Genomic DNA, 12,667 nt, shown 5'->3' with positions numbered 1-12,667 from the left:
ATCCACCCCGAGCCGGATCGCCCCGGACGTCGAGCGGTGGACGGACCCTGGAGGAGACCTCGATGAAGAAGCTCATCAACGACCCCAAGAACGTCGTCGCCGAGTCCGTGGCCGGCTTCGGCCTCGCGCACGCCGATCTCGTCCGGGTCGAGACGGACCCGCTGTTCGTCGTGCGCGTCGACGCACCCCGCCCCGGCAAGGTCGGGATCGTCAGCGGGGGAGGGAGCGGCCACGAGCCGCTGCACGCCGGTTTCGTCGGCCACGGGATGCTAGACGCGGCGGTGCCGGGGCCGGTGTTCACCTCGCCCACCCCGGATCCGATCGTCGCGGCGACGCAGGCCATCGACGGCGGCGCGGGAGTGCTCCACCTCGTCAAGAACTACACGGGCGACGTGCTCAACTTCGAGACCGCGGCCGATCTGGCCCAGGCCGAGGGCATCGAGGTCCGGTCCGTCGTCATCGATGACGACGTCGCGGTCAAGGACTCGCTCTACACGGCGGGCCGCCGCGGAGTGGCGGGGACGGTGCTCGTCGAGAAGATCGCGGGAGCGGCCGCCGAGCGCGGCGACTCCCTCGACGCGGTCGCCGCGATCGCCGAGGCGGTGAACGCGAACGTCCGCTCGATGGGCGTCGCGCTCTCGCCGTCGATCGTCCCGCACGCGGGGGAGCCCAGCTTCGAGCTCGGCGACGACGAGATCGAGATCGGCATCGGGATCCACGGCGAGCCCGGCCGCGAGAAGATCGCGCTCGAGCCGGCGGACCGGATCGTCGACCGCATCCTCGGCCCGATCCTCGAGGACCTGCCGTTCTCCTCCGGCGACAGCGTGCTGCTCTTCGTCAACGGCATGGGCGGGACGCCCCTGGTCGAGCTCTACATCGCCTACCGCCGTGCCGCGGAGGTGCTCGCCGAGAAGGGCATCGAGGTCACCCGCAGCCTGGTCGGGAACTACGTCACGTCGCTCGAGATGCAGGGCTTCTCGCTGAGCGTGCTGAAGCTGGATGCGGCGATGACCGAGCTCTGGGACGCACCGGTCGAGACCGCCGCGCTGCGCTGGGGACGCTGATCGACGCGCGCGGCGCTCGGGACGCAGACGACACGACGGCCGTGGGAGCGGCCGCAGGAGAGGGAACGATGCAGGACGGACGGACGGCGCTCGACGCCGAGTGGGCGATCCAGTGGGTGCGGGCGGCGGCGCAGTCGATCGCGGAGCACCGGGTGGAGCTCATCACCCTGGACCGGGCGATCGGCGACGGCGACCACGGCGAGAACATGGACCGCGGCTTCCAGGCCGTCGTCGCGAAGCTCGACGCGGCGGGCGGCGGGTCGACCCCGGCCGAGGTGCTGAAGCTCGTGGCGACGACCCTGATCTCGACGGTGGGAGGCGCGTCCGGCCCGCTCTTCGGCACGGCGTTCCTCAAGGCCTCGGCGGCGGTCGCCGGGAAGGAGTCGCTCGACGGCGACGCCCTCGTCGCACTGCTGACCGCGGCCCGCGACGGCATCGTGCTGCGGGGCAAGGCGGAGGCGGGCGACAAGACCATGGTCGACGCGTGGATCCCGGCGGTGCAGGCGTCGGAGACCGCGGTCGCCCGGGGAGCGGCGCCGGCCGAGGTCCTCGCCGCTGCCGCCGAGGCGGCGCAGACCGGGGCCGAGGCCACCGATCCGCTCGTCGCGCGCAAGGGCCGGGCGAGCTACCTGGGGGAGCGGGCCGTCGGGCACCGCGACCCCGGGAGCGTCTCGACGGTGCTGCTGCTGCGCGCGGCGGCCGAGGCGGCCGCGTGAGCGTCGGGCTGGTCCTCGTCTCGCACAGCGCGCGGCTCGCCGAGGGGCTCGTGGAGCTGGCGGCGCAGATGGCGCCGTCGGTCGCACTGGTCGCCGCCGGCGGCACGGACGAGGGCGGGATCGGGACGAGCTTCGACCGCATCTCGGCCGCGCTCGGCGAGGCGGACTCCGGCGAGGGCGCGGTGGTGCTCTGCGATCTGGGCTCGGCGATCATGACGGCCGAGACGGCACTGGAGTTCCTCGACGACGAGGCGAGGGGGCGCGTGCGCCTCGTCGACGCTCCGCTCGTCGAGGGCGCGGTCGCCGCGGCGGTGGCGGCGGAGACGGGTGCCTCGCTCGAGGAGGTCGTCCGCGCCGCCGAATCGGCCCGCGGTGCCGGTGCGCCGGCGACCGAGGAGCCGCCCGACACCGCGGGAGTGCGCCGCAGCGTGGTGCTCGTCAATCCCAACGGGCTGCACGCCCGCCCGGCCGCCGACTTCGTGAAGCTCGCGACCACCTTCGACGCGCGGATCGACGCGAACGGCAAGGACGCGACGAGTCTGCTGGGGGTGATGTCGCTGGGCCTGGACCGGGGCGACGAGGTCGTGATCTCGGCCACCGGACCGCAGGCGGAGGAGGCGGTGGGCCGGCTCGGCGACCTCGTCGAATCGGGCTTCGGCGAGGTCTGAGCGGTCGGCACCGGGTCAGGCCCGGACTCCTAGGCTGAGGCCATGGCCCTGCGCGGAACACGATCCCCACTCGTCCTGCTCCGGCGTCTTCAGGGCGTGCCGAGGGCGGTGCGCCGTGCGGACGCCCGCGCGGCGCGGCGCCTGAACGCTCGACGTTCTCCGGCCGTCGTGGACGGCGCCCTCGTCGCTGCGTCGCGGGCGGCGGATCACGGGGTGCTCTGGTTCGCGCTCGGAGCGGTGCTGCTGGCGGCGGGCCGTCCCCGGGAGGCGGTGCGCGGCGTGCTGTCGCTGAGCGTCGCGAGCGCGGTGGCCAACCTGATCGGCAAGCGCGTCTTCGGCGGCGCCCGGCCGCTGGTCGTCGACGTGCCCGTGGGGCGCAGGCTCGCCCGCGTGCCCGCGTCGCCCTCGTTCCCCTCCGGTCACGCGGCGAGCGCCGCCGCCTTCGCCGTCGGTGCCGCCCTGGAGAACCCGAAGGTGGGCGCCGCCGTCGTGCCGCTGGCCGCGGCGGTGGCGTTCTCGCGCCTGCACGTCGGGGTGCACTGGCTCTCGGACGTGCTCGGCGGCGCGGCGCTCGGCGCGACCGTCGCGACGCTCGGGCGCGTGCTGGTCCCGGCGACCCCCCGGCACGTGCCCGTCTCGGAGCGCGCGCTCCTGCCGCCGGTCGACACCCGGCCGCTGGGCGACGGGGCGTCGCTGCTCGTGGTGCTGAACCCGGGGGCGGGCCGCGACTCGCACCGCCCCGATCCGGAGCCGATGATCCTCGAGCGCTTCCCGCGCGCCCGCGTGCACCGACTCGCGGACGGGGAGGAGCTCGCGGACGTCGTGCGCGAGGCCCGGTCGGGCGGGACGCCTCCGGAGGTGCTCGGCGTCTACGGCGGCGACGGCACGATGTCGGTCGGCGCGGCGCTCGCCCGGGCGGAGGGCATGACCCTGCTCGTTCTGCCCGGCGGGACGATGAACCACTTCGCGAAGGCGCTGGGACTGCTCACGATCGAGGACGCCCTGGACGCCGCCGCCCACGGCCAGCGCCGCGACGTCGACGTGGCGGAGGTCGTGGCGGGCGACTCGGGGCCGATCACGGTGCTCAACACGGTGTCGGTCGGCGTCTACCCCGAATTCGTCGCCGCGCGGGAGAAGCACGAGAAGGTGCTCGGGAAGCCCGTGTCCGCCGTCCTCGCGGCCCTGCGGGTCGTGCGCAGCACGGATCCGTTCGAGCTGCGGCGGGACGGGCGGAGCGAGCTCGTCTGGTCGTACTTCGTGGGCGTCAATCAGGAGCACCCCCGCACGGCCGCGCCGCTCGCGCGCCGCCGGCTCGACGACGGGAAGCTGGACGTGCGCATCCTGCACGCGGGACGACGGCCGCGCACCCGCGGGGCGATCTCGCTCGTGCTGGGCCGCACGGCGACTCCGATCGTCGGGCGGGTGCCCGGCTGGCGCGCACCGGTCGTGGAGTCGTACTCGACCGACGCTCTGACGATCTCGGTGCGCCGCGACGCCGGCGAGGACCCGGGGTGGGCCCACGACGGCGAGACCGAGGTCTTCGACGGGCGGCGGGACGGCTACGAGGAGGCGTCGGTGCGGATCGTGCGCCTCGCGCTGCGCGTCTACTCCACCGCGGACTGACGCGCCCGTCGCCGACCGAGCAGACCCCCGCCGGAGAGCGAGCGCAGCGCAGGAGCGATGCTCTCGCGCCGCAGGGCCGCCGTGGCCAGCAGCAGCGCGAGCAGGACGACCCCGCGCAGGAGGCCCTGCCAGTAGAAGGACAGACCGATCAGCACCATGCCGTTGTTGAGGAGGCCGAAGATCAGCACGCCCACCGCGGTGCCGAGGACCGTGGGGCGGCCGAGCCGGCTGAGTGTGGCGCCGATGAAGACGGCGCCGATGGCGTCGAGCACGTAGGGCTGTCCGCCCGCGGGGGAGAAGCCGTAGCTGCGGGATGCGAGGACGATCCCGCCGACCGCGGCGATGAGGGCCGCCACGACGTACGCCGAGGCGAGCACCAGCGAGGTGCGGCGGCCGGCGATGCGCGTCGCCGTGGGCTGCTCGCCGGTCGCGGTCAGAACGCGTCCCCAGCGGGTGCGGTCCAGCAGCAGCCAGACCACGACTCCCAGCAGAGCGGCGGTGACGACGGGCACCGGCACCCCGGCGAGCGTCGCGTTGCCGATCGCCGCGAAGTCGTCGGGCGTTCCCGTCCGCCGGAGGTAGACCGGGGCGCCGCCGCCCGTCAGCAGCTGCTCGACGCTCGTGCCGATGAACCAGACGCTCAGCGTCGCGAGGAAGGCGCGGATGCGCAGGACGACGATCAGGACCGCGTTGACGAGTCCGGCGAGCGCTCCGAAGGCCAGGCCGATCGAGACGGCGAACCAGCCCACGTAGCCGTCGGCGATGAGCCCGGAGGCGCCGAGCGCCGCGAGGTCGATCGCGACTCCGATGGAGAGGTCGATGCCGCCGGTGCGGACGACGACGGTCATGGCGGTGGCGGCGATGAGGAGGATCGCGCCGGCGCTGAGCACGTTCAGCAGGTTCCCGGCGGCGAAGTAGCCGGGGGCGAGCGTGCCGAACACCAGCAGGATCAGGGCGACCGTCCCCGGAGCGAGCAGGCGCACCGCGAGGGCGCGCCGCCGCTCGGACAGGACCGCCGGAGCGAGGTCGGCGGGTGCGGCGGCAGGGGTCTCGGTGATCGTGCTCATCGGCGGGCGCCTCGCTCTCGGACGGCCGCGAGGCCGAGGACCAGAAGGATCAGGATCCCCTTGATGGCGCCGACCCACTGGCTGCCGACCCCGAGGAGGGTGAAGCCGTTGCCCAGTGCGGCGACGAAGACCGCCGCGAGCAGCGTGCCCCCGATCGTCACGACGAGGCGACGGGAGAAGACGACGGAGAGGAAGGCGGTGAGGATGATGTCGAGCAGGATCTGCGCGCCGATCCCGGGTACCGCGGCGGCGAGGCGTGCGGCGAGCAGGATGCCGGCGACTCCCGCCAGGAGTCCCGCGATCACGTAGCTGCCGCCGACGTACCGCCAGACGGGGACGCCCGCGACGGCTGCGGCCGTGCGGTTCTGCCCGACGGCGTAGCTGCGGATCCCCCACGGCGTGCGTCCCACCACGACGCCTGCGAGCAGTGCCGTGACGCCGAGAACGAGCACGGGAGCGGGCACTCCGAGGACGGCTCCGGAGCGCAGCCACACGAAGAGCGGATCCTCGAGCGGCACCTTGACGTTGTCCGTGGCGAGGAAGACGGTGCTCGTGACGATCCCGGAGGTCGCGAGCGTGGCGAGCAGGGGACGGAGGCCGAGCACAACGGCCGTGCCGTTGACGGCGCCGAAGCCGGTGCTCACCGCGAGCGCCAGCCCGATCGCCGCCGGCGCGGGCCAGCCCGACTGCACGGCGACGGCGGCGACGACCCCGGAGAGCCCGACGACCGGGCCGGAGGAGAGGTCGATGCCGCCGGTGACGACGTTGTCGCCCCCGGTGATGACGACGATCGCGAGACCGAAGCCCGCGATGGCGGGCACGGCCGCCTGCAGGAGGATCGTCGCGGCGTTGCCCGGCGTCGCGAAGGACGGCGAGGCGAGGGAGAAGAGGAGGATCTCGGCGGCGACGACGAGGTAGCCGATCACGGCGAGGGCGCCGAGGCCGCGCCGACGGGGCGCGGTGCCCACGGGGGCGCGGGATGCGGCGAGGGCGGTCATCGGGACTCCTGGGGGACGGGCGCGTCGTCGGCGCCGGAGGCGAGGGCGAGGATGCGGTCGCCGGTCGCGGCGCGGCGCGGGAGCTCGGCGCGGACGGCTCCGCGGTGCAGCACCACGACGCGATCCGAGAGCCCGACGAGCTCCTCGAGGTCGAGGCTGATCAGCAGGACGGCGGCGCCGGAGTCGACCAGCGCCTCGATCCGCCGGTAGAGGGCCGTGCGCGCGCCGATGTCGACGCCGGCGGTGGGGGAGTCGAGCACGAAGACGCGGGAGCCGGCGGCGAGCCACTTGCCCAGTGCGATCTTCTGCTGGTTGCCGCCCGACAGGGTGCCGACGACGGCGTCCGGGTCGGCGGGACGGATGTCGAGGGTCCGGATCCACTCCGCGGCGAGCGCCCGCTCCCGGGGGCGGTCCGAGACGAAGCCCAGGCGCGAGACGGCGCCCAGCGCGGCGAGGGAGAGGTTCTCGGCGACGGTGTGACGGACGAGTACCCCGTCGCGACGGCGGTCGCTCGGCACGTACGCACCGCCGGCCGCCACGAAGGCGCGGGCGGAGGCGACGCGGCGGCCGCCGACGAGAACCCGGCCGCCGTGCGGCACGACTCCGGCGACGGCATCGGCGAGGAGCTCGACCCCGGAGCCGACGAGTCCCGTCACCCCGACCACCTCGCCGGGGCGGACGGCCAGCGAGAGCGGGTCGAGCCCGGGCGCCGAGAGCGCGTCGAGCTCGAGGAGGGCGTCGGCGTCCGGGGCGGGGACGCGCCCGGGGCCCTCGGCGAACTCCTCGACGTCGCGGCCGATCATCAGCCGCACGACGTCGTCCAGCTCGCCGGGCGCCCCGTGCAGGAGGACCTCGCCCGCGTTCGCGCCGTTGCGGAGGACGACGACCCGGGAGGCGATGCGGCGCACCTCCTGCAGGTAGTGCGAGATGTAGACGACCGCCGTGCCGCGAGCGGCCAGACGGCGCAGCGCCGAGAAGAGCATCTCGACCTCCTCCGAGGCCAGCGGCGCCGTCGGCTCGTCGAGGACCAGCACCCGGGGGCCGCTGGAGAGGGCCCGCGCCACCTGGACGAGCTGCTGCTCGGCGACGGTCAGGTCGTCGACCAGCGTGTCGCCGCGGAGGGCGAGTCCGACGCGCTCGAGCAGCTCGCGCTCGGCCCGCCGGCGCAGGGCGCGCGGAGAGACCAGGCCCCGGCGCCCTTCGGAGCGGCCGAGGAAGAGCTGCTCGGCGACGCTCAGACGGCCCGCGACGTGGCGGTCCTGATGCACGACCTGCACACCGGCTCGCTCGGCGTCGCGTGGGCTCGCGATCGCGACGGGCGCGCCGTCGATCGCGATGGATCCGGCGTCGGACGAGTGGAGGCCGGTCAGGATCTTGATCAGGGTGCTCTTGCCCGCGCCGTTCTCGCCGACGAGCGCCACGATCTCGCCCGCCGCGAGCTCCAGCCCGACGTCGCGGAGGACGGGCACGCCCGCGAACGCCTTGCCGATGCCGCGCATCGACAGTGCCGGTCCGGACGGGAGCGGCTCAGCCACCGAGACCGAGCTCCTGGATCGTCGCCGCCGCGTTCTCCTTCGTGATCAGGACCGGGGCGAAGTAGCTGGTGGTGGGGACGCTGTCCTCCTCGCCGCCCAGGAACCGGGCGACGTTCTCGGCCGAGCCGCTGCCGATGGCCTCTGTCTGCTGGGCGACCGTGGCGGTGTAGGAGGACGCGGGGTCCAGGATCAGGTCCAGCGCGCCCTGGTCGGCGTCGACTCCGTAGATCTTGATCTCGTCACGGCCCGCGGCGTCCACCGCCTGCGCTGCGCCGATCTGCGGGGTGTCCCAGCACGACCAGATCGCCGAGATCTCGCCCTCGGGGTAGCGGGAGAGGGCGTCGGTGATCTGCTGCTTCGCGTCCTCGATCGTGCCCTCGTACTTGTCCTGGAGCTCGGGCTGGATGAGCGTGATGCCGGGGTAGTCCTCGAGCACGAGAGCCAGCTCGTTGTAGCGGATGCGGCAGGGCGCCACTCCGGGGAAGCCGTTGAAGACGAGGATCCGCCCCTGGCCGCCGATGTCCTCGGCGATGGTGCGGGCGAGCGTCGATCCGATCTGCCAGTTGTCGCTCGTCGCGTTGTTGACCGAGAGCGGCGAGACGTTGTCGATCGTGAACAGGGGGATGCCCGCGTCGTCGACCTCCTGCAGCGCCGGAGCGAGGGTGGTCGCGTCGCCGAGGATCACGATGATGGCGTCGGGCTCCTGCGCGACGAGGTTCTCGATGTCGCTGACGTGCTTGTCGTCCTTGGCCTCGGCCTGGGTGGCGACGACCTCGCCGCCGAGGGCCTCGATCCGGTCCTGGACGCTCTCGTACACGATGCGGCTGAAGTCGTGCACGATGTCCTTCGCCGCGACGCCGATGGTCTTCCCCTCGAGGCTCGGCACGTCGACGGCTGCGCTCGCCGCGGCCGGAGCGGCGTCGGCGGCCGAGTCGTCGGCGGCGGCCCCGGTCTTGAGGCTGCAGCCCGAGAGGACGAGCGCGGCGGCTCCGAGGAGCGCCACGGAGGCGGTGAGGGTGGATCGCATGGTCTGTCCTGATCGTCGGGCCGGGGCCGGGTCGTCGTGGGGAGTCGGCACCGATCGTGGTGGACGGCGGGGCCCCGCGTCGCGCCGCCGCTTCACGATTCGTCACACACCCCGCGTGTGACGAAAGGTTGCGCCGCGCGGCCGAGTGCGTCGTCGGCCGGGGCTACGGTCGAGCCCGCCGAGGCGCTGCCGCGCCGCCCGCGACGAAGAGGATCCCGCCATGCCCCAGGACGTCCCGCTGCCCCAGGACACCCCGAGCGACGACGCACCGCTCGCACACGACCCCTCGAGCGGACGCCCGCGCCGCATCGTGCTCAACGCCTTCGACATGACGTGCGTCGGGCACCAGGCGCCCGGGCTGTGGCGCCACCCCGACAGCCAGGCGCACCGGTACACCGACCTCGAGTACTGGACGTCCCTCGCCCGCACGCTCGAGCGCGGCACCTTCGACGCCCTGTTCCTCGCCGACGTGCTGGGCGTCTACGACGTGTACCGCGACTCCGCCGGCCCCGCCCTGATCGACTCGGCGCAGATCCCGGTCGGCGATCCCGTCCTGCAGATCCCGGCGATGGCGGCGGTCACCGAGCACCTCGGCTTCGGCGTGACGATCGCCCCCACCTACGAGCAGCCCTACGCCCTCGCCCGCCGGCTCTCGAGCCTGGACCACCTGACGAAGGGGCGGATCGGCTGGAACGTCGTCACCTCTTACCTCGAGAGCGCCGCGACGAACCTCGGTCTCGAGTCCCAGATGCCGCACGACGACCGCTACGAGCTGGCGGAGGAGTTCCTCGACGTCTCGTACAAGCTCTGGGAGGGCTCGTGGGAGGAGGGCGCCGTGCTGCGCGACCGCGAGCGCGGGGTCTTCACCGATCCGCGCAAGGTGCACCCGGTGGCGCACGAGGGCCGCTTCTACCGCGTCCCCGGCATCCACCTGGCCGAGCCCTCGCCCCAGCGCACCCCGGTCGTGTTCCAAGCCGGAGCGTCGCCGCGCGGCCGCGACTTCGCCGCACGCCACGGTGAGGCGGTCTTCATCAACGGGGTCACCCCCGAGCTGACGAGGCGGACGACGGACGACATCCGCGACCGCACCGAGGCGGCGGGCCGCGACCGGGACGCGATCAGGATCCTCGTGCTCGCCACCGTCATCGTGGCCGAGACCGACGAGGCCGCGCGCGCCAAGCACGAGGAGTACCTGGGCTACGCCAGCCGCGAGGGGGCGCTGACCTTCTACGGCGGCTGGTCGGGCCTCGACCTCTCGCTCTACGACCCGGAGGAGGCGCTGCGCTACGTCGACACCGAGGCGGTGCGCAGCGCGCTCTCGATCTTCACGAAGGCGGATCCCACCCGCGAGTGGACACCGGACGACGTGGCCGACTTCCTCGCGATCGGAGGCATCGGCCCCGTGATCGTCGGCAGTCCGAGCACCGTCGCGGACGAGCTCGAGCGCTGGGTCGACGTCGGCGGCCTCGACGGCTTCAACCTCGCCTACGTGGTCACGCCCGGGACCTTCGAGGACTTCGTCGACCTGGCGGTCCCGGAGCTGCGCCGCCGAGGCCGCGTCTGGGACGAGTACGAGGGATCGACCCTCCGCGAGTACCTGCAGGGGCCCGGCAGCGCTCGGGTCGCCGACAGCCACCCCGCCGCGGCGTACCGCGGCGCCTACGCCGGCGGTCCGTCCGCCGCCGACGGCCTGCCCCCCGAGGTCCTGGCGGTCCTGCCGCCGGAGCCCGCCGCCGCCCCCGTCCCCGATCAGGAGTCCGCACGATGACGCTCGACAGCACCCTCGCCCGCCCGCGCACGCACTGGATCGGCACCGCCTCCGCCCAGGAGACGGCGCACTGGAGCGCGATCGCCGAGCAGGTGGGGCGCGTCCTCGCCGCCGACGTGCTCGAGCGCGACCGCGCGGGACAGGACCCGACCGTCGAGCTCGCGCCGCTGCGCGAGTCGGGCCTCGTGAATCTGCTCGACCCCTCGGAGCTCGGGGGAGGCGGCGCCCACTGGTCCACCGCGTTCCGCGTCGTGCGGATCCTCGCCCGCGCCGACGCGTCCCTCGCGCAGCTGCTGCTGTACCACTTCGTGAACTCGGCGAACATCGCCTTCACGGCGCCGGCGGAGCAGCGCGAGCGTTTCTACCGCGCCACCATCGACGGGCGGCACCTGTGGGGCGACTCCGTGAATCCCGTGGACCCCGATCTGCGGCTGACGCCCGACGGCGACGGCTACCGGCTCGACGGGCTGAAGCGCTTCTCGACGGGCGTCTCGGCGGGCGACGTGGCCCTGGTCAACGCGGGCGTCGCGGAGGGACCCGACGCGGGCACCGCGATCGCGTTCGTCATCGAGCGCGATCGCGACGGCGTCGAGCCGCTGGGCGACTGGGACTACCTCGGTCAGAGGCAGAGCGCTTCGGGCTCGGTGCGCTTCACCTCGGTGCGCGTCGAGCCGGAGGACCTGCTCGGACCGCTCACCGACGAGCCGTTCGCGACGCTGATCACTCCGAGCATCCAGCTCGGCTTCGGCAACCTCTACCTCGGGATCGCGGAGGGGGTGCTCGCTCGCGCCCGCGAGATCACGGTCGCCCGTCCGAACGCCTGGTTCCTCAGCGGGGTCGACCGCTACTCCGAAGACCCCTTCGTGCGGCGCCTCTACGGCGAGCTGGTCGCGCACACGGCGGCCGCCGAGGCGCTCGCCGACCGGGTCGCCGTGCTGCACGACGCCGAGATCGCGAAGGGCGACGCGGTGACGGCCGCCTCCCGCGCGGCGCTCGCGATCGAGATCGCCAAGGTGAAAGTCGTGACGAACGACCTCGCCCTGGACGCCGCCTCCCGCGTCTACGAGGCGACCGGCTCGAGCTCCGCCAAGAGCTCGGTGGGCCTGGACCTGTACTGGCGGAACGTCCGCACCCACTCGCTGCACGATCCGGTCGACTACAAGAAGCTCGAGGTCGGAGCGGCGTTCCTCACGGGCGAGGTGCAGCCCCTGTCGCTCTACACCTGAGTCCCGCGCCTGCACGACGTGCCGCCCCGTGGGAAGCCCCCTCCGGACATCCGTCGTGCAGGCGGCGCCCGCCGGAGCGCGTGCCACCCTGGGAGCGCGGGCAGGGACACGGTTCCCCGCCGCAGAGGGAGACACCGTGAGACGCATCCACTACGCGGAGGACAGCATCGTCACGGGGGACGAGATCGCGGACGCCGTGATCGAGTACGCGCGCATGCTCGCGGTCACCTCCACCGCCGACACCATCGAACTGCCGACCCTCCACGACGACTCGGTCCGCCCCGTCCGCCTGCTGCTCGGACCGGCGAGCCAGATGCTCGTGACCGAGGAGGACACGCGGGCGGACGAGATCGTCGACGACGCGCTCGTGTCCGACCTCCGCGGCCGAGCCGGGCACCTCCAGGGTCCGTCGCCGGTCTACTCCGACGACGACGTCTCGGTGCCGCTCGTGACAGCCGACGGAGAGCTCTTCTAGGAGTCGGAGGCCCGCTCGCCGGACACCAGCGCCACGAGCGCGTCGAGCGCCGGCACCTGGCCTGCGACGAGCTCGACCCTGGCCTGCTCGAGGGGCATCCAGCGCGCTGTCTCGATCTCGGGGTACTCGCGCATCCGGCCCGAGCCCCGCGGCCACTCCAGGGTGAACGTGTTGCTCGCGACGAAGCGGACGGAGTCGTCGCCCGGGCCGTCGAAGACGGTGACGATCTTGCCCGACCCCTGCCGGTACGCCCCGAGGAGCCGGTAGTCGGTGTCGGGCGGGGGAGCCCCGATCTCCTCCTCGAACTCGCGCTTGGCGGCGTCCAGCGGCGCCTCCTCGACGGTGTGCTGCCCCTTGGGGATCGACCAGGCGCGGGGCCGCCGTCTCCAGAACGGTCCGCCCATGCGCCCGAGGAACACCTCGAGTCCGTCCGCGGTGCCGCGGTGCAGCAGGAGGCCCGCGCTCGTCGGGGCGGTCATCGCGGGCTCCGGTCCATCCCT

The 12,667-nt window shown here is 73.8% G+C and carries 12 protein-coding genes; 7 read left to right on the top strand and 5 right to left on the bottom strand.

Translation table 11 applies throughout. The features are described from left to right. Positions 1-62 precede the first annotated feature (62 nt). The 4 genes from dhaK to NB037_RS00825 all read left to right on the top strand — a co-directional run bounded on the left by dhaK (position 63) and on the right by NB037_RS00825 (position 4,071). A complete protein-coding gene (gene dhaK, locus NB037_RS00840) occupies positions 63-1,064 on the top strand; it encodes a dihydroxyacetone kinase subunit DhaK (RefSeq protein WP_251942724.1) in 1,002 nt (333 codons plus the stop codon). 68 nt (positions 1,065-1,132) lie between these two features. After that, on the top strand, positions 1,133-1,780 hold the full coding sequence (gene dhaL, locus NB037_RS00835; RefSeq protein WP_251942721.1) for a dihydroxyacetone kinase subunit DhaL: 648 nt from the start codon (positions 1,133-1,135) through the stop codon (positions 1,778-1,780). Beyond that, the gene (gene dhaM, locus NB037_RS00830) at positions 1,777-2,448 is read left to right on the top strand and encodes a dihydroxyacetone kinase phosphoryl donor subunit DhaM (protein ID WP_251942719.1); all 672 of its coding nucleotides are present in this window, start codon (positions 1,777-1,779) and stop codon (positions 2,446-2,448) included. The genes dhaL and dhaM overlap by 4 nt, the downstream gene beginning before the upstream one ends. Positions 2,449-2,490: 42 nt before the next feature. After that, positions 2,491-4,071, top strand: coding sequence for a bifunctional phosphatase PAP2/diacylglycerol kinase family protein (locus NB037_RS00825; protein WP_251942717.1), 1,581 nt, complete (start codon positions 2,491-2,493; stop codon positions 4,069-4,071). Here NB037_RS00825 and NB037_RS00820 read toward each other — a convergent pair. Genes NB037_RS00820 through NB037_RS00805 form a run of 4 tightly spaced genes read right to left on the bottom strand, consistent with a single transcriptional unit; the run spans position 4,053 to position 8,698 of the window. Next, positions 4,053-5,138, bottom strand: a complete 1,086-nt coding sequence (locus NB037_RS00820) for an ABC transporter permease (RefSeq protein ID WP_251942715.1) — start codon at positions 5,136-5,138, stop codon at positions 4,053-4,055. The two genes, NB037_RS00825 and NB037_RS00820, sit on opposite strands and share 19 nt — an antisense overlap. Next, positions 5,135-6,136, bottom strand: coding sequence for an ABC transporter permease (locus tag NB037_RS00815; RefSeq protein WP_251942713.1), 1,002 nt, complete (start codon positions 6,134-6,136; stop codon positions 5,135-5,137). The genes NB037_RS00820 and NB037_RS00815 overlap by 4 nt, the downstream gene beginning before the upstream one ends. Beyond that, positions 6,133-7,671, bottom strand: coding sequence for a sugar ABC transporter ATP-binding protein (locus NB037_RS00810; RefSeq protein WP_251942711.1), 1,539 nt, complete (start codon positions 7,669-7,671; stop codon positions 6,133-6,135). Before NB037_RS00810 ends, NB037_RS00815 begins: the two co-directional genes overlap by 4 nt. Beyond that, positions 7,664-8,698 (bottom strand): sugar ABC transporter substrate-binding protein, encoded by a 1,035-nt coding sequence (locus NB037_RS00805; protein WP_251942708.1) that lies wholly within the window; start codon positions 8,696-8,698, stop codon positions 7,664-7,666. The genes NB037_RS00810 and NB037_RS00805 overlap by 8 nt, the downstream gene beginning before the upstream one ends. Positions 8,699-8,918: 220 nt before the next feature. Between NB037_RS00805 and NB037_RS00800 the strand changes: the two genes are divergently transcribed. The 3 genes from NB037_RS00800 (at position 8,919) to NB037_RS00790 (ending at position 12,167) form a co-directional block, all read left to right on the top strand. After that, positions 8,919-10,466 carry an LLM class flavin-dependent oxidoreductase gene (locus NB037_RS00800; protein WP_279308437.1) on the top strand — a complete coding sequence of 516 codons (1,548 nt, stop codon included), beginning with the start codon at positions 8,919-8,921 and terminating at the stop codon, positions 10,464-10,466. Further along, a complete protein-coding gene (locus NB037_RS00795; protein ID WP_251942706.1) occupies positions 10,463-11,692 on the top strand; it encodes an acyl-CoA dehydrogenase family protein in 1,230 nt (409 codons plus the stop codon). The genes NB037_RS00800 and NB037_RS00795 overlap by 4 nt, the downstream gene beginning before the upstream one ends. A 136-nt stretch (positions 11,693-11,828) precedes the next feature. Further along, on the top strand, positions 11,829-12,167 hold the full coding sequence (locus NB037_RS00790; protein WP_251942704.1) for a hypothetical protein: 339 nt from the start codon (positions 11,829-11,831) through the stop codon (positions 12,165-12,167). Here NB037_RS00790 and NB037_RS00785 read toward each other — a convergent pair. Further along, on the bottom strand, positions 12,164-12,646 hold the full coding sequence (locus NB037_RS00785) for an NUDIX hydrolase (protein ID WP_251942702.1): 483 nt from the start codon (positions 12,644-12,646) through the stop codon (positions 12,164-12,166). The genes NB037_RS00790 and NB037_RS00785 overlap by 4 nt on opposite strands. Between the last annotated feature and the right edge of the window lie 21 nt (positions 12,647-12,667).

It is taken from the genome of Rathayibacter rubneri, assembly GCF_023743255.1.
GTDB lineage: Bacteria > Actinomycetota > Actinomycetes > Actinomycetales > Microbacteriaceae > Rathayibacter > Rathayibacter rubneri.
The sequence above is the reverse complement of the archived record's forward strand: the minus strand, read 5'-3'. Positions and strand labels throughout refer to the sequence as shown.

Coding starts and splice junctions, on each gene's coding strand:
- NB037_RS00800 (WP_279308437.1), top strand. CDS start 8,919: ATGCCCCAGGACGTCCCGCTGCCCCAGGACACCCCGAGCGACGACGCA.
- NB037_RS00825 (WP_251942717.1), top strand. CDS start 2,491: ATGGCCCTGCGCGGAACACGATCCCCACTCGTCCTGCTCCGGCGTCTT.
- dhaK (WP_251942724.1), top strand. CDS start 63: ATGAAGAAGCTCATCAACGACCCCAAGAACGTCGTCGCCGAGTCCGTG.
- NB037_RS00795 (WP_251942706.1), top strand. CDS start 10,463: ATGACGCTCGACAGCACCCTCGCCCGCCCGCGCACGCACTGGATCGGC.
- NB037_RS00785 (WP_251942702.1), bottom strand. CDS start 12,646: ATGACCGCCCCGACGAGCGCGGGCCTCCTGCTGCACCGCGGCACCGCG.
- dhaL (WP_251942721.1), top strand. CDS start 1,133: ATGCAGGACGGACGGACGGCGCTCGACGCCGAGTGGGCGATCCAGTGG.
- NB037_RS00815 (WP_251942713.1), bottom strand. CDS start 6,136: ATGACCGCCCTCGCCGCATCCCGCGCCCCCGTGGGCACCGCGCCCCGT.
- NB037_RS00805 (WP_251942708.1), bottom strand. CDS start 8,698: ATGCGATCCACCCTCACCGCCTCCGTGGCGCTCCTCGGAGCCGCCGCG.
- NB037_RS00820 (WP_251942715.1), bottom strand. CDS start 5,138: ATGAGCACGATCACCGAGACCCCTGCCGCCGCACCCGCCGACCTCGCT.